21 protein-coding genes are annotated in these 23,944 nt (G+C 40.3%); 5 read left to right on the plus strand and 16 right to left on the minus strand.

Translation table 11 applies throughout. The features are described 5' to 3' along the window. Positions 1–27: 27 nt before the first annotated feature. A complete protein-coding gene (locus tag AC4PM4_RS04790) occupies positions 28–1,878 on the plus strand; it encodes an ABC transporter substrate-binding protein (protein WP_143806489.1) in 1,851 nt (616 codons plus the stop codon). 882 nt (positions 1,879–2,760) lie between these two features. Here the strand turns inward: AC4PM4_RS04790 and AC4PM4_RS04795 are convergent. From AC4PM4_RS04795 to AC4PM4_RS04825, 7 genes are all read right to left on the minus strand, one after another. Next, entirely contained in the window at positions 2,761–3,801 is a 1,041-nt protein-coding gene (locus AC4PM4_RS04795) for an NADH:flavin oxidoreductase (protein ID WP_491612870.1), read from the minus strand. 204 nt (positions 3,802–4,005) lie between these two features. Next, the gene (locus AC4PM4_RS04800; protein ID WP_491612871.1) at positions 4,006–4,581 is read right to left on the minus strand and encodes a TetR/AcrR family transcriptional regulator; all 576 of its coding nucleotides are present in this window, start codon (positions 4,579–4,581) and stop codon (positions 4,006–4,008) included. A gap of 96 nt (positions 4,582–4,677) precedes the next feature. Then, on the minus strand, positions 4,678–5,241 hold the full coding sequence (locus AC4PM4_RS04805; RefSeq protein ID WP_465116711.1) for a GNAT family N-acetyltransferase: 564 nt from the start codon (positions 5,239–5,241) through the stop codon (positions 4,678–4,680). Positions 5,242–5,401: 160 nt separating this feature from the next. Next, positions 5,402–7,375: a GTP-binding protein gene (locus tag AC4PM4_RS04810; protein ID WP_491612872.1), complete on the minus strand. Its 1,974-nt coding sequence runs from the start codon at positions 7,373–7,375 to the stop codon at positions 5,402–5,404. 216 nt (positions 7,376–7,591) lie between these two features. Continuing rightward, positions 7,592–8,662, minus strand: a complete 1,071-nt coding sequence (locus tag AC4PM4_RS04815; protein WP_491612873.1) for a nucleotidyltransferase domain-containing protein — start codon at positions 8,660–8,662, stop codon at positions 7,592–7,594. Positions 8,663–8,830: 168 nt separating this feature from the next. Further along, a complete protein-coding gene (locus AC4PM4_RS04820; RefSeq protein WP_064637866.1) occupies positions 8,831–9,097 on the minus strand; it encodes a CD3324 family protein in 267 nt (88 codons plus the stop codon). 304 nt (positions 9,098–9,401) lie between these two features. Further along, complete coding sequence (locus AC4PM4_RS04825; RefSeq protein ID WP_491612874.1) at positions 9,402–10,067, minus strand: GntR family transcriptional regulator; 666 nt, start codon at positions 10,065–10,067, stop codon at positions 9,402–9,404. Positions 10,068–10,246: 179 nt separating this feature from the next. Here AC4PM4_RS04825 and AC4PM4_RS04830 point away from each other — a divergent pair, with 179 nt between their 5' ends. Continuing rightward, positions 10,247–10,780 (plus strand): YbhB/YbcL family Raf kinase inhibitor-like protein, encoded by a 534-nt coding sequence (locus AC4PM4_RS04830; RefSeq protein ID WP_491612875.1) that lies wholly within the window; start codon positions 10,247–10,249, stop codon positions 10,778–10,780. Positions 10,781–11,231: 451 nt separating this feature from the next. Beyond that, on the plus strand, positions 11,232–12,635 hold the full coding sequence (locus AC4PM4_RS04835; protein WP_491612876.1) for an MFS transporter: 1,404 nt from the start codon (positions 11,232–11,234) through the stop codon (positions 12,633–12,635). 271 nt (positions 12,636–12,906) lie between these two features. Here AC4PM4_RS04835 and AC4PM4_RS04840 read toward each other — a convergent pair whose 3' ends face one another. The 3 genes from AC4PM4_RS04840 to AC4PM4_RS04850 all read right to left on the minus strand — a co-directional run bounded on the left by AC4PM4_RS04840 (position 12,907) and on the right by AC4PM4_RS04850 (position 14,779). After that, positions 12,907–13,422 (minus strand): phosphotransferase enzyme family protein, encoded by a 516-nt coding sequence (locus tag AC4PM4_RS04840; protein WP_491613080.1) that lies wholly within the window; start codon positions 13,420–13,422, stop codon positions 12,907–12,909. Continuing rightward, positions 13,392–13,880, minus strand: coding sequence for a phosphotransferase enzyme family protein (locus AC4PM4_RS04845; protein WP_491612877.1), 489 nt, complete (start codon positions 13,878–13,880; stop codon positions 13,392–13,394). The genes AC4PM4_RS04840 and AC4PM4_RS04845 overlap by 31 nt, the downstream gene beginning before the upstream one ends. Positions 13,881–14,197: 317 nt before the next feature. Continuing rightward, positions 14,198–14,779 (minus strand): LOG family protein, encoded by a 582-nt coding sequence (locus AC4PM4_RS04850; protein WP_072733013.1) that lies wholly within the window; start codon positions 14,777–14,779, stop codon positions 14,198–14,200. Positions 14,780–14,890: 111 nt separating this feature from the next. Here AC4PM4_RS04850 and AC4PM4_RS04855 point away from each other — a divergent pair, with 111 nt between their 5' ends. Then, the gene (locus tag AC4PM4_RS04855) at positions 14,891–15,814 is read left to right on the plus strand and encodes a helix-turn-helix transcriptional regulator (protein WP_491612878.1); all 924 of its coding nucleotides are present in this window, start codon (positions 14,891–14,893) and stop codon (positions 15,812–15,814) included. A 189-nt stretch (positions 15,815–16,003) separates the two neighbouring features. Here the strand turns inward: AC4PM4_RS04855 and AC4PM4_RS04860 are convergent, their stop codons facing one another. From AC4PM4_RS04860 to AC4PM4_RS04885, 6 genes are all read right to left on the minus strand, one after another. After that, the gene (locus AC4PM4_RS04860) at positions 16,004–17,935 is read right to left on the minus strand and encodes a fructose-1,6-bisphosphatase (RefSeq protein WP_491612879.1); all 1,932 of its coding nucleotides are present in this window, start codon (positions 17,933–17,935) and stop codon (positions 16,004–16,006) included. 486 nt (positions 17,936–18,421) lie between these two features. Beyond that, positions 18,422–19,159: a hypothetical protein gene (locus AC4PM4_RS04865; RefSeq protein ID WP_491612880.1), complete on the minus strand. Its 738-nt coding sequence runs from the start codon at positions 19,157–19,159 to the stop codon at positions 18,422–18,424. 372 nt (positions 19,160–19,531) lie between these two features. Further along, positions 19,532–19,678 carry a hypothetical protein gene (locus tag AC4PM4_RS04870; protein WP_162842462.1) on the minus strand — a complete coding sequence of 49 codons (147 nt, stop codon included), beginning with the start codon at positions 19,676–19,678 and terminating at the stop codon, positions 19,532–19,534. 283 nt (positions 19,679–19,961) lie between these two features. Further along, complete coding sequence (locus tag AC4PM4_RS04875) at positions 19,962–20,627, minus strand: Type 1 glutamine amidotransferase-like domain-containing protein (protein WP_491612881.1); 666 nt, start codon at positions 20,625–20,627, stop codon at positions 19,962–19,964. A 288-nt stretch (positions 20,628–20,915) separates the two neighbouring features. Next, positions 20,916–21,323 carry a GNAT family N-acetyltransferase gene (locus AC4PM4_RS04880; protein WP_063567480.1) on the minus strand — a complete coding sequence of 136 codons (408 nt, stop codon included), beginning with the start codon at positions 21,321–21,323 and terminating at the stop codon, positions 20,916–20,918. A gap of 263 nt (positions 21,324–21,586) precedes the next feature. Further along, the gene (locus tag AC4PM4_RS04885) at positions 21,587–22,495 is read right to left on the minus strand and encodes a LysR family transcriptional regulator (RefSeq protein ID WP_491612882.1); all 909 of its coding nucleotides are present in this window, start codon (positions 22,493–22,495) and stop codon (positions 21,587–21,589) included. 143 nt (positions 22,496–22,638) lie between these two features. Between AC4PM4_RS04885 and AC4PM4_RS04890 the strand changes: the two genes are divergently transcribed. After that, positions 22,639–23,658 (plus strand): alpha/beta fold hydrolase, encoded by a 1,020-nt coding sequence (locus AC4PM4_RS04890; protein ID WP_090950421.1) that lies wholly within the window; start codon positions 22,639–22,641, stop codon positions 23,656–23,658. The last annotated feature ends 286 nt before the right edge of the window (positions 23,659–23,944 follow it).

The raw sequence follows: 23,944 nt of genomic DNA on the forward strand, positions 1-23,944 counted from the left end.
CCCCTTTTTATTGTGGAGGTGAATCTTTTGCAGTTATCGGAACATTTCTTCAATCTCAAGAACTTATTTGGTAAGCTCGAAGCGCAAATTTCACAGAAGACGACATTACAGGAGCTCGGCACAGTATGGAACTGTACACCACGAAATGTAAAGTGGATCATCCGTCGTTTGTGTGCGGCTGGGTGGATCGCATGGTCCCCAGGTCGCGGACGAGGTAATCGCTCAACGTTGACTATATTAACTTCGGAAGCCGAGGTAGCACTTGCACTTGCCCAGGAAGCAACGAATAAAGGAAGATTTCATGATGGAATAAGATTTCTTGAAGAGCATGACGTAGACGATGCAATACGTGGTCGTTTTGTACAATGGCTGGAAGGACAGTATGGTTACCGAGTAGATAAGAATGAGAATTATCAACTTGATACGCTGCGTCTACCCTTTTACCGTAGTATGACTAATTTAGATCCGATTTTCACACTTCGGCGCACGGAGTGGCATATGGCTCGCCAACTCTTTGATACGCTTCTTACCGAGGATGACAACAGCGGAGTCCTCCCTCATTTGGCTTATTACTGGGAGACTGACGAAACTGGATGTATATGGACTTTTTACATACGTAAAGGGGTACTTTTTCACGATAATACTGAACTGCATGCGAAGGATATTGTCTATACAATTAAACGTTTAACGTCTACAGATTTTGGACGAACGGAATGGACTGAGCTTCCATTGGATAATATCCAAGCGCAGGGCCCTTACTGTGTTGAATTTAGACTTAAACGACCTTATCATCTTTTATTACAACTGCTCGCTTCTCCGCGGGCTTCGATCCTCCCCCTTTCTTCCGCAGAACGTATGCTTGGGGATTTTGCACGTCTTCCAATTGGAAGTGGACCGTTCCGAGTGATTGAGAATGATAACTCCCAAATTGTTCTCGAGGCCTTTCCTTCTTATTTCTCGGGACGAGCTCAACTCGACCGGATTGAACTGTGGATCATAGCAGAGACACGTTATCGTCCATTGCCGCTAAAGGAAATAGCAGGAGAAACCCTCCCTTATATTCACCCTTTTCAACTTCACACACGGAACAATCATCCGCCTGATATTAAACAAGTAGAAACGGGATGCACATATATGACATTTCAACTGAACAAGCCGGGACCTTTGGAATCTAACGATTTTCGACATTGGCTTTGTCGTGCGGCCAACCCACACCGCATGAATGTTGGTCTCAATAATCATACCTATTCCCCTGCGTACAGTTTTTTTCCCAATTGGAGCATAATAACCGAACAAATGTTAAAGCGTGAATATATGAATGATGGCCCCAGCTATTTTAATACTGAACCAGATCCTCTTAATGCACCTCCCTTTCATCCAGAGCAACCACTATCAATTCTGACTTATCATATACTGGGTGATTCCTTGGAGCGAAATGCTCGCTGGTTTAGCGAACAATGCGCTGAATATGGAATAAAGATTAACGTGGAGGTTCGAGATTATGAAGATTTTATTCGTCCGGAGATTATCGATGCCGCGGATCTTGTATTAGCTAACGCTGTTGTTAATGATAATTCGGTAATTTCTTTCTTACGTCTTATGTTTGACGATCGTCACGTCATACGTAGGCATCTATCCCCTGAGATTTATGAACATCTAATCATAAGATTACGCAAGATCGAAAATGAGCTTGAAGCAAACAAACGGATCCGAATGACTCAGGAAACAGAACAATGGCTTAAAGATAAATTGGCTATATCCTTTTTGTACCATCTAGATCAGTTTACTTACTATGACAATCGTTTAATAGGAATGCAAACAAACGCTTATGGTTGGGCAGATTTTTATAGACTTGCGTTACGACCGTCCAAGCACTAATGATTTTTCCATATCCAGGAGTAGTAAACTTGGGAGGTTTTGATTTAGGTACCTTCAATCGTTAATCTGAATAAGTTCCCATCCTCGTTTCGAGACAGGAACTTATTCAGATAAATAAAATGGTGACTTTATATCAAATATCAAACACAGTCTCCTTTCTATACGGATAAGCATATCAACAACCTTCGAGTTATCATCTGATTTAATGGTGAAAGACTTAAGCAATTGATTTTCTATCGCAAAGTAAATTTTCTACTAAACTAAAATATCACAAAAAATTTAAGCAAGATCAAGAACACCCTAGAAACTTCCTTTTATTCAACTAACCTACCCGTTAGCTTCATGAAACAGATGAAGAATCTTATTAACATTAATACCATGTTCTTAACCTTTTCAACAATGAACTAGTTCTTTGGCTTTGGTCGAAAAAACCTAGTTCCTGAAATGAAAAAATCGTTATTCAAGCGAAGTCTGATAATCGTATGCTTTTATCTAGTCACATGATCTCCATCGAGTTCTATTTAGATAATAACCTAATCCGAAATGACACATTGTTCTTGTCCTCAGCTTGGGACAAGAACTTGATTTCTTAAAACAAAAAAGCCGCTATAATAGCGACTTTGTATGGAACAATGTTTTTGTCCCGCAACATCTCTGTTTGCCATTTCATTTCTATGGCTTTCATCTTTAATTCCACCGGATAACTCACTCTGAGGTTTTCATTAAAAAACACCTCCAAGATGATCTCCCTATCTTACGACAAGGTTTCATTCTCTTGAAGGTGTTTTATTTGTCTCACGTTATGTGATCAGTCCATCCGCTTCGTTGGTCTGTCACTGCTTTTCTATATAACATACATATTCCTAATGAATATAATTGCAATTAAGTAAGTACGGTCATCGCCTCTCTTGTAAATGGAAGCAGATCATCGGTACGTCCTTCTTGAATTTTCTTAGCCCATTCAGGGTCGACTAGAAGAGCACGCCCTACAGCAACCAAATCAAACTCATTATTCTGAAGTCGTTGTACCAATCCATCGATACCGACGTTACTTGCACCTTTACCTTCTGTGAACAGACTTGTAAAGTCACCATCAAGACCAATCGAACCAACGGTGATTGTCGGTTTTCCAGTCAGTTTTTTGGTCCATCCAGCAAAATTCAGATCAGAACCTTCGAATTCCGGCTCCCAGAAACGTCGTGTGGAACAGTGGAAGATATCGACTCCAGCTTGAACCAAAGGTGCGAGAAGCTGCTCCAGTAATGCCGGTGTTTCAGCCAATTTAGCCTGATAATCATCTGTCTTCCACTGAGATAAACGCAGTACAATCGGGAAGTCCGGTCCCACTACTTCACGGCAAGCCTCAATCACTTCAACTGCAAAACGTGTGCGAGCCATCATATCTCCACCGTAACGATCCGTACGAGAGTTGGTTTTCTCATATAGGAATTGGTCGATAAGGTAGCCGTGTGCTCCATGGATTTCAACACCATCGAACCCAACGCGTTTCGCTTCTGAGGCAGCTTTTCCGAATTCCTGAACAATTGTAGCAATCTCAGCTTCCGAATAATCATTAACATGACCTTTGGCTCCCATATGCCAGATCTGTGGAATAATTCGACCGCCAGCTTCATGTACTTCAGATACAACATGTGCCCAACCATTCATTGCAGCTTCGCCATAAAAGTGCGGCACATTGGCTTGATTGGATGCATCCGGGTGATTAATTATCGTCCCTTCCGTCACAATAAGCCCCACTGCATTCTCTGCTCTGCGGCGATAATAGCCCGCAACATTTGAACCCGGGATACCGTCCGGAGAAAATTGACGCGTCATTGGCGCCATCACGATCCGATTGGATAGCTTCAAGTGACCTAACTCTACGGGTTGGAACAATGCTTCTACGGATTGAGAATAATTCATAATAACCTCCACATATTTTGTTTTATATAAGTTGACCTAGGAGATGCTAAACAGCAACCAGCCTGGTTAACAGCTAGACGTTACTTCCAAATGAATCAATACACGATTTTTATCGAACAGCCCCACCTCCTTCAAGGATTCATGGTGTATTAATCCACCTTCAATTATTTTTGACTTCGCAGTCAAGAATTACACAAAAAAAGATCAAGACATGATCATGCCAAATGAAGTACGCAGAACCGTCTCGATCTGTTCACGGGATGAACCTGATTTCTCCATAACTCTCACACCAAGAATGGTGTTATTTAGATAAGATGCAAGCTCTATACTCGTATACCGGTTGGAAATTAACTGTTGTTTCTGGCCACTACTTATGATCTTCTCTAATACCAGTTGAACCTCTTCTACCATGAGCTCAGCTTCGCGTGTAACCTGCTCGTCATCTGTTCCGAATTCGAGTGATGCATTCACAATTAGACACCCTTGGCAGCCAGTTTCATCGTCTAAAAGGGAATATCGTAAGGCATCCAGTTTATCACCGGGAGACGAATCCAGGGCTTCAATCTCCTTCAGTTTCGCTATAACCTGTTCACGGTAAAGTTCCAGCGCCTTCAGGAACAACGATCGCTTGTCTTTAAAAACACAGTACAAACTTTGCTTTTTGACTCCTGTAGTACGCGTAAGGTCCTCATAAGAAGTTGCTTTGAAGCCTTGATTCCAGAACACTTCCATAGACTGGTGTAATACACGATCGACATCAAATTCTCTTGGTCTGCTCATGGGATTAATATATCAGTTATTGACCATGCAGTCAATAACTGATCATTTTACTTCCTAATCTCTAAGGAAATTTCCTCCAGGTCTCTTGAATGCGGTCTAACTCTTCCGGTAAGCAACCTTGTGAAAAGCATTGATGTATCGAAACAGTGCCTCACCATCATCAGGCACATGCGTGCTTCTATCCAGCGGAAACATCATTGCCTGATACGGCTCTGGCACCATTCTATATTGATGGACATAGGAGGTCAGGATGAACCCGTTACGTTGCCAGAACTGAATGCGTTCCTGATGAGCCTCCGTTGTCCCGGACTCCGCCTCGATAATCATACCTTTGATCCCGTGTTCCCTTAACGCCCAGGCTCTGAGCTGCTCTAGCATCCAGGTCCCTATGCCCAATCCGCGCAGCTTCTGTTCAACCGCGAGGTAATCGATGATCAGGATGCGGTCCGCAGCCTGCCCCTCCAGTCCAGTAACAGCCATCGCAACCACTTCTCCATGATGCACGCCCGTGTGTAAATAACCAATCCCCCGGTCAAGCATACTGCGCAGAATCGCTTTTGTCTTAGCACCGCTTTGAAAAGCCTCGTGATAGATTCGCTCCATCCGCGCCCACAATGCTTCATCCCACTCCTCTATAGTAGTAAACTCTAATTCCAGCATCTCATTCGCCTCCAGATTTCTATCATAACAATTTCCGCCTCTGCTAATAACACTGTTAAACGTTTGTAGAAGGTACTCTACTGTCTAGTTCTTTTATAAATGAATCAAAGAAAAAGCAGAGTACACCACTTGTACGCTGCTTTTTACTCGCTTTATCATCTTACACCGAATTCAAGACATGTAAGAGATATTCCTTCCGATTTAATGGATTATGATCGTATCTTGTACATGATGGCACTTCACCATCGAAGGACTGATAGCCATAAAATTCGGATAGCAATACACCTTCACCTTGGGTCCAACCCGGAAGTTGGTTCTTGAATGACTGAATATTCTTAATCGGGATCATGCCATATATCATAAATACCTGGTCATTCTGAATCGGATCCTGATAGGTTGAAGAGGCTTGAGTTAGTTTAAATAAAATCCTACTTAGATAATTAGCCGGAACCTCTAATTCGAACCGATGAATGGGTTCATAAATTTGAGTAGTTGCTTCAGCTAGTGCTCTCATTAGCACAAGAGGCGTTAATTTTCGAAAATCACTAGCTGTACTAACTGCACTTGCATAGGCGGTATCCGTAAGTGTCACGATTAGATCGCGAACTTCCCAACCATATAGTCCTTGCTTAAGCGTCTCATAGACGGTTTCTTCAATTGCCTTATGAAACGATAAAGGTAGGGAGCCAAGCTCTACTTCTAGATGATATTCAATACCGGTTGAACGAGGATTCGGATCAATACGAAAGCCTATAGTACTATAAAATGGGTTTCCCTTGTCTCCCATTCTCTCAACTGCCTCCCCTGTAAAGATAGGCTTTTCAATATAAATAGGCTGTGTCACAAGAAATTCGATATCGATTTGAGCGTCTTTTTTCAGTTGATCCCGAATCACTTCTTTTTGAATTTCACCATAAAGATGAATAGATAGCTCCCTTTGAAGAGAATTCTGTTTGATATGAATAAATGGATCCTGTTCGGCTAATTTTTTCAATGCTCTGAATAAATGAATGGTCTCGTTTTCGTCAGAGGCTTTGATCGTTGTTACTAAACTAGGCGGCGAGAACAGAGTTTCAGTCGTTTCATTGGAAGGAACACCGATATCATCGCCAACCTGGCAGTCTGTTAACCCCATAATCTTTACGATATCTCCACTTGCAGCAATTGTTCCATCTGTTGTTTTTCCAGAAAAGAAGTGTTTCAACCCCGTGACCTTGTTGGTAAATTTAATAATTTCTCCTGTTTGATTCATCCGATAATAGGAAAGACTCTCACGTATCTTGATTTCACCAGAGAAAACTCGTACGTAAGCAATCTTTTCGTCGTTTTTCCCACGTTCAATTTTAAAAATTCTCCCTCTTGTAAAAGAAGTATTTTCATGATGAACGGAAGAATGGCAATTCTGTATGGCTGTAATCAAATGGGGAATGCCCTCACCAGTAATTGCCGAACCAAATAGCACCGGATAAAGCTGTGCTTGCTTGAACTGTTCTAGAAACTCCAATTCAAAGTCAACGGGGGCTAGGTCTTTAGCGCTGTAAAGATATCGTTCGAGAAAGCGTTCATTATTATCAGCTAAACGATTTGCTAGGCCCTCCATAAATTTCTGATTGTTTTCCGTGAACAATTCCATATGCACGGCTGATGTACCGATATTATTAACAAAGCCCAATGCTAAAGCATGGGGTGTCAATTTATCATGGATCTCAGTTAGTAACGATTCGTACCTTGCACCCATACGATCTATTTTATTGATAAAAAAGATTGTAGGGATTTTCAATTTAGCAAGTGTCTTCATCAAAACTCGTGTCTGAGTTTGAATACCTTCGACAGATGAAATGACAAGGATGACTCCATCTAATACTCGCAAAGCCCTCTCAACTTCAGAGATGAATTCTGGGTGACCTGGTGTATCAATCAAATTCACTTTCACATTATTAACCGTAAAGGAAACGACAGCAGATTGAATGGTAATTCCTCGTTGTCGTTCCATTTCCATAGAATCTGTTTGCGTATTTCCTTTATCAACACTGCCGATTTCAGATATGATACCCGTTTCAAAAAGTAATCTTTCAGTTAAACTCGTCTTTCCTGCGTCTACATGCGCAAGAATCCCTATATTTATATTTTTCAAACGTTATCATCCTTTTTATTTTCATATTATTCTCCTTTTGTATAGTCATAGTATTTTTTCGCATACTATTCACGCTCCTTATATGTAATACTCTTATTATACTTTTTATGAATTTTATTACAAACCTTCAACATCAGATTCGTTATCCATCTAGATAAACTCAAAATGAAAAAGACCGTAAAGAAACTAATTCTTCACGGCCCTTTATAAGGTAGGTCAATGATTTAAATAATAGTTATATAGTTGCTCGAAGGTTGTAAAGCGTTTGACTTCTCTGCCCACCTTATCATACTCGTCTAGATATTCATCCATCACTTCAAGGAACTTCTCTTTCATTACTGGTAAATCACTTGCATCAAAGTACTGCATAAGATCAAATTTCTTGATCCCCTTCTCCACAGCCATTTCATCAAGATACCCTTGTGCTCCAAAGGCCGAAAGAAAGACGTAGGAAGCATCATTCGTTGTAACACTGTTCAAGATTTTATTGTAGTAGTTGCACCACAATTCTTCGTATGTTCCCCTCAGATTATCAAAGTGAGGAGCAGGTTTAACAATGAAGTTATCGCACATCGTACTATGTAACCTTGTAACGCTATTCAACATATGAAATGATGCTATTCGGATATCTTCAATGGTATGAGCTTCGATGACTGACATGTATAAGGATTCGAGATCATCAGGAACATAGCGAAACGAGCATATCTCTTCCAAATATCGCTTGATTCCTCGTTTGATACACGTGTTATTCATACTGACCAAGGCATTGACTAGATTGTAAAGAACGTCGGCAGATGCATGTCGCACTGAACCGATATCTTCACTCAGCATCGTATCGCTGTATGCTTGCTTAGCCAGATCAATCCATTTTTTTGCTCGATTAAGACACGCTTCTCCTATCGGGCTTGCAAGTGCATCAAGAGCTTTTTGCCTGAAGTCATTCAATTTCTCCAAATCCTCAGGCTTTGCATAGTAGAGTATTATGAGCTCGGTTAGGCTTGATACGTTGGGACTCTCTAGTGTGGATTGCTCTTGTATTCTTGAATCCCATGGCGTGCAATAGATGTCATATCCAACGTCATCCAAGATGAAACAATCGGATATTTCCCATCCCCTTTCTGTATTGTTGATAATAATCAAATCAAGATCGCTCTTCTCGTGAAAGTCCCCGGTGCTAAATGAACCCGTAATCCCAATAATGGCGATATCGTCTAGAAAATCTTTTTTTGCGCGTTCGATAACCATGTTAATTAGCAGTTCATTTTTGTCCAGCAGCTTCTTCTTCATGATTTCGTTCATTCGTTACACCCCTTCGTATAAGCAGGCCATTCTTCATCCCAACAACCTTAACTTGAGTCTATCGATGTAGAGGTGCGGTTTCTATGTATAAGTTGATTTAATCCAACTTTGCACAAAACCCGCTAAACCGTCGATACGACCATTTAGCGGGTTTCATTAGTTCTTACTATAAACAATTTTCTTTATGCTTTCGTAGGACAAGAAATACTGAGCCGCCAAATCCTCTATGCTGACTCCATTGCGAAACAAGGATTTGATCTCAGCGTTTCGAGCAGAGACCCTACTTTTGCTTTGTGTTTTCTCGCCCCATTTTAGGTGTGCCTCTTTGGGTTTGGGGATATAAATCAATTCGCCTTGAACGTATTCTTGAATGATACGTAGCAGTTCTTCGGGAAAAACAAACTCGGCATTTGAATATTTCATGAGCCTCACTCCTTATTTAATAAATCAATAAGGTGCAAAGCCAGTTAGTAGAATATTACGATTTGTCGTTGGCAATGTGATTGTCCCTAAGCTCTATGCAAAGCATTGCCATATCCTTTACTGGCTTTGCATAGAGCCATGCATATAAGAACCCTACCCCGATTGTTTTCAATAGCCTCACCTCCATAGAAAATAGTTAGATTAACCAAGAAATCGCTAATGCGAATATTAAGTATCTCCGTCTCTATCCAATTCCCCAGGTACCGATAAGTTTTGATTTAAACTTTTGAATCTTATAAACAACTTATTGGTTGTCGAATAAGACCTCTGCGGTTAGTTGGATGTGTGCTCTAAAGATCTGTGTAGCACGTTCACCATCGCGGCTAAGAACTGCATCTGCTAATGCCTTATGTTCAGCGAGCCCATCGCGGACTTGCTGTTGCGGGGGGGAACAATGTCGATAAAATTCGCTCAAATCCCAAAGGTTACTGCAGATATCCAAGAGAACTGGATTCGGACATGCGGCAATAAGCTCGTAATGAAATTGACGATGAATCTCGGACCATTCTTCGCGGACAACAAGCTTTTCATTCACTTCCTTGTACTCAGCCGTTTGCGATAGCTTGTGATGCACGGCAATTACATTGGATTCCCATGTGAGATCACCATGGGAGATGGATAGGCGTAAAGCTTCGGATTCATTGATTAACCTCGCTTGTATGATGTTGTTCAGTTCTTCTTCCGACGCCGTCTTTACTGAAAATCCGTGGTTAGGATTTTGCTGTACCAGACCCTGAGTCGCCAATCGCGTCAACGCTTCGCGAACAACAGCAACTGAGACTTCGAAACCTTTAGCTAATTCCGCAACTTTTAATGGAGAACCCGGTTCATATTGTCCAGTCAAAATATCGGATTGTAGTTTCTTCCTGACATTCTCGCTTAAGGTGGACGAACCATTCCTTTTGGCCATGAAGCAGCACCTTCCTTCATACACATTATAATTCTACGTAATTGTATGTAGATAGTTTACACCGTTATCAATAAAAAACAAACATGAAATTCGATAGTGAATTATAAAAACGATTATTATTTACAGAATCGATTATTTAATGTATTATCGAAAATGAAAATAAAAGGAGGTAATTTACAATGAACAACAATCCATTTTCCAAATTGCCAGAAGTAGCAATCTTTCAATTGGAGAGTAATGACATTATGGAGGGACATCCTCTACCGACCCAGCATTATTCGGAGATGTCAACACTTGAGGGAAGTAAAGATCTCTCGCCCCATTTGAAGTGGTCGGGTGCACCCGACGGGACAAAGAGTTTTGTCGTAACTGCATATGATCCGGACGCCCCAACTGGATCGGGGTTGTGGCACTGGGCCGTTATCAACATCCCTGCCAGCGTAACCGAGCTACCTACAGGCGCAGGTGACGAGTATTCCAGCGGTTTGCCGCAAGGCTCCTTGCAACTACCGAATGATTTGAGACTTGAACGCTTTATCGGTGCAGCGCCTCCAGCGGGACACGGTCCGCATCGATATTATTTTGTCGTTCATGCGCTGGACGTCGAAAATATTAGTGTCGCCCCTAATTCCACGCCAGCTCTCCTTGGATTCACCATGCTGAGTCATACGCTGGGGAGAGCAGTTCTCATGGCAACAGGGGAAATCACGTAAACCAAGATGTTGAAGCATAGGAAAGAATGATATGAAAAATTCCGAGTATCTTATGCGTGTTTACGATTTTTTTTTGCACACAACAGGGTTTGAAAAATAAGTACTCCATGCAATGCGGAGTCAAGTACGGAGGAAGTGGTGAAGCTGAACGATCACCCACATCATCATGTATGCCCCAATTGCCAGCAGCCAATTATAATTTTGAAGCATACCGTCATTTGCGGCTGTGGGAGCAAGATTAAAAACAAAGTGAAATTTAGAATATATCCAGAAAAACTGAAAAGTCCTCATCATTGAGGACTTTTCAGTAAATTAGCGTTGACCATCTCTGCCAGCGAAGTATTTAAAACATTACATTGTCGGTTTATTCAGATGAAACTTTTATCATCAAAGGAATACAGGTTCGTTATTTCATCAATACAGTTTTATCCTATAGAAATGAGGCATTCCAATGCAAACCAATCATAGCGTTCAAAAAAATAAAGGAGAGTTATTACTTGGTTTAATTGTCTTTACACTCATCATATCCGTCATGAATGCAACCATGTTTAATATTGTACTCCCTAATATCAGTAAACAATTTCAAATTTCTTCATCGCAAGCGAGTTGGATCATCACAGGCTATATGATTGTGTACGCAATTGGCTCGGTAACTTACGGTAAATTGACAGACAGATACAGCTTGAAGAATTTATTGACGTTTGGCCTACTACTTTTTGCAATTGGGTCTGTCATCGGCTTAGTGGCTAGTGAATATTGGATGGTCATTGTGGGGCGAATTGTACAGGCAGCTGGTGCATCAGTCATTCCGGCGATTTCTATGATTGTACCCGTTCGTTACTTTACATCTGAAAGGCGCGGTCGTGCATTAGGTACCGTTGCAATCGGATTTTCATTGGGTTTGGCCATTGGTCCGATCATTGCCGGCGTGGTAAGCAGTACATGGAACTGGCGGGTACTATTTGTAATCTCGCTTTTATCATTACTTACTTTGCCGATGTATCGGAAATATTTAGATGATGAAAAAGGAGTTTCCAGAAAAATGGATTATATTGGCGGAATACTTCTGGCCGGTACTGTAGCCATTTTGTTACTGGCTTTAACAAACGGAAGTGTTTGGCTTGCCTTAGGCGGGATTTTTATTTTCATTTTTTTCGTACTACGTATACGCTATACTCCAAACCCATTCATAAACCCGGCCATATTTCGAAACAAACCGTTTTCATTCGGTCTAATTATTACTTTCGTCATGATCGGGATTGGCTTTGCCTTTCCATTCATTACACCTCAGCTACTTTCTTCTGTAAACCACTTGTCACCGGTTTTCATCGGAATAGTTATGCTGCCGTCGTCTTTAATGGCAGCGCTTTTGGGTCGACAAGGCGGTAAATTAGCAGATGATAAGGGAAATCGTTTCCTTGTGTTTACTGCAGCTGCACTTCTTATTATCGGTTTTCTCTCTTTGTCTTCAGTCGTTGGTATGTCGCCAGTATTTATAGCGATCTTTCTTATTTTTGGTGTTCTTGGTCAATCGTTCATGCAAATTGCAATGTCAAACACGGTTTCACGTACACTCTCACAAGAGAATATCGGCGTAGGGATGGGCTTATTCTCGATGGTCACTTTTATTGCTACGGCCACATCAACAGCTGTTATCGGCAAGACACTAGACCTGGGCACATCGACCATTCGCTTAAATCCGATACCACAAAACAGTGCAACTTTTGTATATAGCAATATTTTCCTGACACTTGCCATTCTTATCGTTGCCGTAGCTGCATTATATCATCTCCAATTCAGGCGAACAGGTAAAATGGCTAAGGACGAAAAAATGAATAGTGAACCAGTTACTTAGTAACAGTAATATATAATTGCTAGGTCAGATTGGGTTAGCTAACATCAAAAAATTAAATCTAGCCTGCTTAATCAAAAAATCTGCATACCAGTTCATTTAAAGTTAATAAGAGACATTCTTCTTGCTGAGAATCTATAACTCTTAGGTTCTATGCTGTTAATTAGAATCACACTTATTACGGTTTCTCCGTGCTGTCTGTAACGGCAAGTTTAAAGGCCATCCTTTATGGGATGGCCCTTCCTTTTCTGGCTTTGTTAAAGTATCGTACCCGTTAACACAAAAAGTCCATATCAATATAGGGAGTGTTATTTAACAAATTTTCATAGTAGAAGCGTCGGGCTTGCTCATCCCATTCGCTCCAATCAGGAGCGTTAAAATCTCTGCTTCTATAGAACGCGGCTAATACTCTAGCTTGCCTTAAATTAATAAATAATGGGATTTTGTTTAACCAACTTTGACTCACAGTATTTTCCTTACAATAGCCGTTTAAAAAGTTGCAATAGTAACGCTTTGCAATCTCCCTCCTTACATCTCCAGACACAACCCACGGAATAGGAATTTCATAAAGTAATGGTGTAGCAATATCAGAAACAAACCAGCTATATTCCGCATCGTCATAGTCAATAATAATAGCTTTGTCCCCATCATTAAGATAATTTCCAGGGCTGATATCCCCATGAATAAGACCGTACGTATCTTTTTCCTTGGGTAGAGCGCTAACTTCAGTAATTAAACGATCAAAGTTATCGTGTAATTCTAACGGACGTACTTCTTGAATGAGGCTAATAGGGCATTATCATTCCATTCAAAGCGTGAATGTTGGGACGAATAATGAAGTGAAAACTTATGTATTTTCCCGACCATTTGACCGATATTCTCATAAAACGTATTGCTCTCCTCGGCTATTACTGCATTTCTGCCGGGTGCTTTCTCAAAAGCTGTCACAACAAAGGACTCGTCAATGATATGAATAAAATCCCCGGATAAAGACTGAATGGGCCTCGCTACTTTCATTCCTCGATCAGCCAGGAACATGATATAATCTAGTTCCGCTCTTGTTAATAATTCATTTCGATGTGTGACATGGGCAATTCTTAAAATAACTTCTCGATCTCCAATAACCCCGGAATAAACGAAATTTTGAAACCCATTTAATTCGAAAATGGAGTCTTCACGTATTCCAAAACATTGCGCGGACTGTCTCAATATATCTTGTGTGTATAGTCGTTTAATCTTTTTATCCATATTTAACCTCACCCCTTTACTTTTATGGTAACAAAAGGTGCTGATAGAAAATATACTGAATTTGATTCAGAATCAAACTCTACACAAAAAGCCACATCGGAAAGCTCGATGTGACTTACAAGTGAATCTATTTTTTAGAGTAAATGATTTTCTTGATGCTTTCGTAGGAAAGACCGATTTTTGTGCAATTTTCCAGGGGTCGGGACATACCATACAAACAACCGCCGTTGTTTATAGAAAAGACTTTGCATGGAGCAGATTGTGGATTTTCTCACCAGTTGAAACCCTCGATCCCTCACACACATAGCGTCATTTAATCAAGTACGTTTTTCCGTGAGATACGTTCTGACAGGAGGAGCAGTATACATTGAAAATTGATTAAGTATCCCTTCCGGAGTTTGATCTATTAAGACCATATCCCGAACGTTCGGTTGCATGAAACGTTCTCGGTCCATAACATTAAACATGGATACAATGGGATCGAAGTACTGATTAACATTCAATAAACCACAAGGCTTTTGATGCAGGCCAAGCTGGCCCCAAGTAAATATCTCAAAATATTCTTCCAACGTCCCTGGCCCCCCCGGGAGTGAAATAAATCCATCTGCTAATTCAGCCATTTTGGCTTTACGTTCATGCATAGAATCGACCATAATAAGTTCAGTCAAACCTTTATGCGCAATCTCACGAGTCTGTAAAAAATGAGGAAGCACTCCAATTACACGGCCCCCTTTTTCCAACACTGCATCAGCAACTTCTCCCATGAGCCCAGTAATAGCTCCTCCGTAAATCAGAATGATTTCTCGTCTGGCTAGTTCATGACCCAGTTCTATTGCAGCTTCTTTGTAAATTGCAGACTTTCCTTCTTTGGAACCACAGAATACAGCGATTGATTTCATAGATACATTTTCTCCATTTCTTTTGTTAACTGCTTCATACTTTCTATATATTACAGGTGAAACTATGACATCTTTATGTCATAATTAGATTAAAAATTTTGGGGGATCTCCATGAAAATTGAAAGGATTCTATCGATAGTGTTACTTTTGTTAGAACGTAAAAAAATGAGTTCCTCTGAATTAGCGAAAATGTTTGAGGTCACTCCTCGTACTATCTTTCGAGATATCGAAACTATTACCAAAGCCGGAATTCCAATCACCTCTTCCCCTGGTGTGAATGGGGGCTTCAGTATTATGGAACGTTACAAATTTGAGAAGAAGATCTTTACTCAAGCGGAGATACTAGTTTTAATACTTGGATTAAACAGTATCCATTCGACTGTTTCTAGCGACGAAGTATTGAATGCCATTGCTAAAGTGAAATCTTTGATCTCGGAAGATGAAAATCGACTGGTAGATAAACTAATAGCAATAGATCCTTCACCTTGGTTCGGAAGTACTCATGTCAAACCACCTGAATTGGGGCAAATTCGAACCGCAATTGAAGAGGACCGCTTAATTACATTTGAATATCTAGATCCTTTTGAAGGTATGACTCCTTTGGAACTCACCATTGAGCCTTGCCGATTAGTATTGAAGAATTCAGTGTGGTATATGCAAGGATTTTGTACAGATAAAGGGGGATTCCGAATGTTTAAGGTTTCCCGTATTTCTTCTCTTGTTACTCACCATGATACATTTAGGAAAAGACAAATCGAAGACGAGGTTTTAGATATTACGGAGAAAGAAATCATTCATTTAACTCTGCTTTTTGACCAATCACTTATTCCTTATATGAGCGAGTACTGTGGAGAGAACAACATTCGCTTATATGAAGGTGCTAAGTGGATAGCAAAGTTCCCCTTCATTCCAAATGACCATGGATATACTCATTTACTTAGCTTTGGGGACAAATGCGAATGTATCGAGCCTGAACATGTAAGAAGCGAGTTAACCAAACGAATTGAGGGTATTCACAAAATCTATTCCACTTAAAAAAACGCATCGATTTCTTCCATCGGCACCTTTATTACGCCTTTCAATATCCCCTGCTCGTGTTAAATCGCTCTGTAAAAAAAGAAAGGCTCGCACAGGCAGGGTATTATTACTTCCCTGCCCAATACGAGCGTCTACGTCAAATTGCACTCAAACGGTTGATCCGGGTGTGTACTTTTAGCAATCGTTTCATTTCATGTAGCGATATTCTAGTAGATCCTTCAAATTTGAGATTCTCTGCAGAAGCTTCTCCCCGACATTGGTTTCCCTCACCAGCTTCCGCTCCAGTTCTTTGTCCACTAATCTTTTTACAGATAACACGTCTATTCCGTTACATAACACATCTTCTTTTGAATTAAATTTCTTATGGGCGACGAGCTGCATGCCAAAGGAATTGTACAACAAGGTGTATCCGGCAATGCCCGTTGTGGATTGATAGGCTTTGGAAAAACCGCCGTCAATCACGATCATTTTTCCGTTTGCTTTAACAGGGTTCTCTCCACGAATTTCTTTGACTGGCGTGTGGCCGTTAATGACATGTCCATGGTCCGGATTCAAATCAAACTCCAGCAAGATTTTTCGACAGGTCTCTTCATTTTCACGTAAATGGTAGTAAGGATTCTTTCTCTCCTTATGTGCTTCTTTATCTTGGATAAAATACCGTTCAAAAGTGGTCATTTCTCTCTTTCCAAAGAGCGAGGAACATTCCCCTGTCCAGATGTACCATACCATATCCGTCGCCAGATCTTCTGTCTCTTCCGGATGCGCATAGGCGTAACGCAAATAATCTTCAAAAACATCAAGCAATTGACGGCCTGCATATGTCTTGTCTTCAATCTGCATTTCTTCCATATTTCCTTCTTCATCCAAAGGAATACAGCCATGGATTAACAAATTCCCGTTGTATTTTAAATAAAGGCTTCCCTTTTTCATGAGAAAATTCATATGTCTGGCCAGCTTTTCGGAATGCTGAACGGAGAACAGAAGCTTTTCCATCACCTGGCGTTCTTCCTCCAGCAATTGTTCAGGATTCTGCGGATTTACTGTTGCGAAACAGGTGTTTTTCAGCAGGTGCGTTTTACCACAGATATTAATTTCATTTTTGTCGTAATCAATCTGCTCCAGCAAAAGTCTTTCAGACATATTAAAGTATGGACGTCTTTTGATAATCGGGATTTCAAGTTTAAACTGGATCATGGCAATGGCTTGGTGAATTTTGGTGATCTGCAGAATTTCCTGCTCCGATACGGTATGGCCTGCCTGTAGCTTCGGTCTGAAGGGCGAATTGTCTTCATAGTATTTCTCCGCCAAGTTTAGCAGTGGGCGTAGATTGATTCCGTATACATCTTCAATAATGTCCAGATTGTCGTATCTGGCGCAGATCCGGATAATATTCGCAAGGCAGACCAGAGAACCCGCGTAGGCACCGATCCAGAGGACATCATGGTTCCCCCACTGAATGTCTACAGAATGGTAGTTGATTAACGTATCCATAATTTTATCGGGGTCCGGCCCCCGGTCATAGATATCTCCAACCACATGAAGATGGTCAACCACCAGGTGCTGGGTTGTATAAGCAAGGCCGATAATGAGCTTGTCCGCCTGGCCCAAGGATATAATTTGCCGATATATTTCCTCATAATAAGGATCCTTATTGTTGGTCGAATCCGTCTTGTATAGAAGCTCTTCTACAATATATACATACTGCTCCGGCAGAGCTTTACGCAATTTCGAGCGCGTATACTTGGAAGAGGCATAAGAAATAAGCTTAAGCATTTGTTCAATCGTTTGTCTATACCACTGGTTCAAAGCCTGTTTATTGCACAGTTCCCCTATAACCAGCTGTATTTTTTCTTCCGGATAATAAACCAACGCCGCAAAATCATTGATTTCTTGATCCGTCCAAACCTCCCGGAATATTTCTTTGATTTTCTCTTTGACGGTACCCGAACCGTTTCTTAGTACATGCTGAAAAGCCTGGAACTCCCCATGCAAATCACTGACAAAATGCTCGGTTCCCTTCGGGAGATTGGAGATCGCTTCAAGATTGATGATCTCTGTTATAATTTTTTCTTCCGTATCATATTTCTGGGCCAATAAATCTAGAAACTGCTCATCCAAAACAGATGTCCCCCTTCAAGGAAGTTATGTGGCATTAATTTTACAGGAAATTTCAAAGGACAACCCTTTTGAACCATAGCTAAAAAGAAAAACATTGGGTTTTTGCTAACTCGTTACCTGTATGGTTAACAATAAATATAAAATTATTTATATGGTGATTATCAGAATTGCCTTCCCACATCATACTCCAGTTTCTCATATATGAACAAATTTCATTAAAGGGATGTATTTTGGAGTTGCTCATTTAAGTCCACTGACTCACGTGTTATCCCGTTGCTTAAAACTTTTGAAAACAGGATTAGGAAGGAAGCGAGAATATGAACAACCATTCGTTAAAGGGATTAGCTCCTTGGCTTGGGACACGAACTTGCACCGATAACATAAAAAAAGCCGCTAAAATAGCGACTTCAATGGGACTATGTTCTTGTCCCCCGACAGCAGTGCCGTCTCCCTGCCCCCCCATCGCGTTGCAGATTCCTTAATAATTTATTTTGCTTTCTCTAGATTTATTGAAACCATCCCATCATTATCTTCATCAATTAAAGCAACTTCAGAATCAGATATCCATTTAAGCTCACCTAGATGTCTAGCATATGCAAATTCATCTGGAAATTCTGAAATTACTTTTTCTAACAGTATTTGTGTCCCGTCTCGGTGCATAATAGAAAGATATATATCCATGCTTTCTACATTGTGTTGACAAATAACCTTAGCACTGTAGTTCTTTTTAGGACTCTTGATCACTTTCTTCCAGACCCACTCATTTACATACCCTAACTCTTCAATTTTCAGGGCAATCTCTTTAAATGGTGTAACATCCCAATTTTTATCCAAAACCAGTTTTTCTATTCCATTCATAAGCAGTTGGAGCGTCGTTCTTTTTTTCTCCGTCTCACTTTTTACGCTGAAGTCATCCAAATTAAATTTGATTTGTACTACACAGACTCCTGAATCATTAATAATCCTCTCATCCGAAATATTTTCAACGCAATCCACAAGAATTTTCCAACAATCTTTCGTTTTTTGTTTTCCGAATAAACGTTCAAACATAGCAGTTATACAGCGCGTCTCCAAACTAAATGAACGCCGTTTCCATTTCCAATTTAACTCGTAATCCTTTTTTGTCGCATCGTCATATTCACAATTTTCTTCTTTCATTATTGATTCAACATTTTCACCATCAATTACATAAGGTAAATCTAGATCAAATGCTTTTAGATACAATACGCTCATCTCCCTCTATTTTTCCCATGGAGTTCTTGTTGATGTCTACTCATTGTATTGCCTTTTTTCCATAGTCTCATAGCATTCACTTTCTCCCAATCGAGGGCTTCTCAGCCTGGTTGGTTTTTACTACTTTTGCTTCGTATTTTATGCTTCCTTTATTTTTATTCCATTTAAAAATCGGTCATACAAAAAAACCGTCGATCTCATTTTTAGATTATCGACAGTTTTTTGGAGCATTTTATGTAATGTTTTTGTCACCCTACAATTTATTTTTCTATTCTTACTCCATCTAGATCTTCATTTTTTTCAATGCATAATGGGAATGAAAAAACCTCAGCTGAGTTAACCAAGCTGAGGTAAATGAATTAACTATTTAATAACTTCAACCTTTTTATCCCCAGCTGACTTCGCTACATCAAACGTTGTTTGACCTTGAAGAGCGACTATTACGCCAGTAGCCAGCATAGAAACGATTAAAGCTGCGCTGAGGGCTTTGGAAATTTTCTTCTTGACCATAACTACACCTCCTCCGATATCTATTATGTAATAAGGACTTCAATAAATAATTACAATATTTCACTTTTTATGTTGGGTAATCCACCTGGTGATTGTATTATAACGTACTGACAATGATTGTAAAAGGATTTTTTCCTTGTGTTCAAATAAAATAAATTATTAGACTCGGGCTATTCAACAGCATCCTCCGAGCATAGAGAGGAGATCTGAGCTGATTCGCTGTAAGCCTTAATTTTATACATAAAAGGAATTAATTCTGTTAGTTCACGGCCACTCACCCTAATTAGAGCGTCTCAACTAATTTCTGAATCTTTGAGTGGGAAATTAAATAAACAGGACCCATTATTTCTATTTTGCCGCCCTTTACACGTATAGCGCTCTCCTGCTCTGCCGCGTAAACATCAATCTCTTCAGACAAGGGGAACAGGTAGCCTTGAACAAACGTGGCGTAGTCGCGTTGAGAATGAGATTCATAGGCAAAATGATCAAAGCCAATACCATCATAAATAGTACTTGTTTCAACTTCATCAGTGTTATTCAAGCTTAACCATTTTGCAGCCATGTTTAACGCACCGGCGCTGGCACCCATTATAACGGCATTGCTGTTCTTAATAACATTCGATAACTCATATTCGGCCAAAAAATCGTTCTGCAAAGCAGGATATCCACCGCACAAAAAAATGACAGAAGCATTTTGAATGAATCGCCGGGCATCTTCCTTCTGCATGCGGTAATCAATGAAATGATATTCATCAAAAATAATATTAGCCTGCTTCAACCATGTCCATTCAGAAACATCATCAAAGTTAATTTGCTCACCTGTATAACCAGACGGATCAGCGCTAATCATAACAAGCGATTTTCTGTCTGTTATATCCTCATGCAACAATTTGACCAGCTTCTCTGGAAAGAAATCATTAAACCAACTGAGATAGTAGTGAGATTTCAAACTTAATTACCTCCATATGTACTATTTACATCCTTCCGATAAAACATATTATACACGCTAGAAAGACGAACGGTTCTTCAGCCATTTCGTTTACACACCATTGTACACTTTCGCTAAATCTAACACTATATTACCATAACATGGAATTTAAGTATGAGAAATATGCTTCCACGTTAACCTGCTGATAGCTTAATGAGACATCATCACTCTAATATAATATTCCCGTTCTCTGATCATTTTGATGCCTTCTTCTTAGTTTTATTGAGCTAACGTTCCCCGTTAGTTCACTCATATCAACTCTGAGATAAACATTGGTGTAGCTCCATCCTCTGTATTAAAACCCAATTTATTATAGAAATCCACTGCATAAGGATAAGAAATTAATACTTTTGTTTTACACCCTTTATATCTATCAAGCATTATATTCATCATTTCCTTACCTATACCTATACTCTGATAACTCGGATTAATAAGCATATAATGAAAATATACCGTTAAAACACCATCTGACAAAGCATTTATTAAACCAACAAGCTTTCCTCCCTCCCAAGCGGTAACAATTGAATGAGACCCTCCGATTGCTTGTAAAAGCTCGTTTGGATACTTGCCAGACTCCCATCCTACCGAAAGAAATAACTCCTGGAGTGCATCCTTAGTGATATCCTCTTTGCTTGAATCGTAATAAATACTCCTCACCCTTATAACTTCCTTTCATAAAACTAACTACGGCACAACATCTGTTTTAAACTCCCATATTTCGATGGTTTTACAACCCGTACGAAGCCATAAAATATTACCGACAAAGCAGTTTCGGATTTATTAAAGTGAATGATCACTTTATTTACCTCAATATACTATTAAAAATATATAGAGAAAATGGATTAACTGAAGTGGAGTTTGGATTTGTTTACATTAGAGAATTCATGAGAATACTTCTTGATGCCTCTTTTATACATAGGCTATATGGTTTTATTCTCATTCTGTAAACGAAAAACATCCCTTGCTGCTTCAATGAAAGATAACATGATTGGTGAAAGCCACTTGTCTTTATGCCACAACATCTGTGTATACACCTGCAAATCAGGAATTTCCCATGGAAGGACAACAAGTTCTCCGCGTTCAATTTCAGCTTCCACGACGATTTCAGGAAGAAAGGCAATACCGATTCCAGAAATCGCACATTTTTTAATGGCTTCAGCACTTTGAAACTCTAAATACGTAATGCTATCAACGCCTTCTTTCTCGAATGACCGGTCAAACATAGTTCGATATGGACAACCCTTCTCATTGGTCAGGAACACTTCTTCATGAAAATCTTCCAATTGCAGCACAGTTCGTTTGGCGAGCGGGTGATCTGGAGCAGCTAACAATCTGAAATGTTCTTCCAGCAGCGGTTCCACGGAAAGTCCACTCGAGCGAATGGGTTCATCCAACATATAAACAATATCCGTGGTTCCCTCAAAAAGCGTTTGCTTGAGCTCTTGATTTGGAACTGAGCGAAAGATCAGACGAACTCCGGGATGTTGCGAACGAAACCGTTGAAAGACAGGCGGAAGCCGATAGGAGCAAATAACCTCATTGGCACTTATCGTTAGGGTGCCACTTAGATTTTCATTGTCATGAACAGCACTACGAGCTTCCTCCATTTTTTCAAGAACGCCTTGGGCGTGTGTTAAAAAGCGTTTACCCGCAGTTGTGAGCGCGATTTGCTTGCCCAACCGATCAAAGAGGCGAACACCTAGCTCATCTTCCAATGCTTTAATTTGCATCGTGACGTTGGAAGGAACGTAGCTCAGCACTTCAGCTGCCCGCGTGAAATTTAATGTTGTTGCAACCGTACAAAACGTATTCAGTTGACGCAATTCCATCCGATGCTCCCCCTTCATCTTTCAATTATATTGAATACTATCTTGAATTCTATTCACTTTTATTGATGGTATCATGGCTCTATACTGAGCACAAGAGATCACAGTGACATGTGGTTTTTCATTTTGAAGGGAGCGACCATACGATGGACTATGAAATTTTTAATTTGGGTGATGTACTCTTACAATCAGCAGTGACGTTACCTAACGCTTTTCTTGCTTATAAAACTTACGGAAAATTAAATGGACAGAAAGATAATGTTATCGTCTATCCAACTGCTTTTGGGGATCAGCATATTCAAAATGAATGGCTAATTGGCAGCGGGATGGCATTGGATCCAGAGAAATATTTTATTATCGTTCCAAATTTGCTGGGCAATGGACTATCTTCATCTCCCAGTAACACACCTCATCCATTCGATGGGGCTAATTTTCCACAGGTAACCATCTATGACAACGTTAGATTTCAGCAGCAACTGCTGACCGAGAAATTCGGCATTCAAAAGATTGCTCTCGTCGTAGGGTGGTCCATGGGCGGCATTCAGGCATTTCAATGGGGTGCAAGTTATCCAGAGATGGTCGAACGAATTGCACCTTTCGGGGGAATCGCCAAACCTTGGCCTCACACATATGTAGTTCTGGAAGGTGTAAAAGCTTCCCTGCTATCTGCAGTCCGCTTCGACTCAAGTAAACTAAACCAATTGACTTCTACTGACATGCGCGCCGTTGGCCGGGTCTATGCAGGATGGGGACTATCGCATGCGTTTTATAGAGAAGAGCTTTATCGTGAGATGGGATTTGACACATTGGAGGATTTTGTAGCTGGTGTCTGGGAAGAGAGCTTTATGAATATGGATCCGCACAATGTTCTGTCCATGTTATGGACAGGCCAACATGCAGATATTAGTGCCAACCCTTCCTATAAGGGAGACTTTGATAAAGCACTTCAGAGCATAAAAGCTCTTGCCTGTATCATGCCGGGGAGCACGGATCTCTTCTGCACAGCGGACGACAATGAATACGAAGCTGAGCGCATACCCAACGCTACCTTTAACCCAATACAATCGAAATGGGGCCATTTTGCCGGTCGTGGAATCAACAGTGCCGATAATCAATTTATTGATGACAATCTGAAGCAATTGTTGTCACATAGCGCAAAAGAATAGATCGTTACCTGTATTGGATGTCTGTCAGGCATAACAAGATCCCTATTCTTTAGCCGGTATATTTCTCTCATGAATTAACAACCTAATCTAACGTATTTGAGGTCACCAGATCCTACTGGTTCGACCTCTTCTTTTTTTTCTGTGTTTTTACTAGCTTTAACGAATTAAATGAAGTCTGAAGTTCTAGTTTTTATCCACATTGAATGATGTTACGTTTTGTAAACAAAGAGACTGTAACATGTCTTAAATCTTGTAAGTCAACCTTACTTTTTTTATCGTTCGCATA

The organism is Paenibacillus sp. MDV22-iso6, from assembly GCF_058408365.1.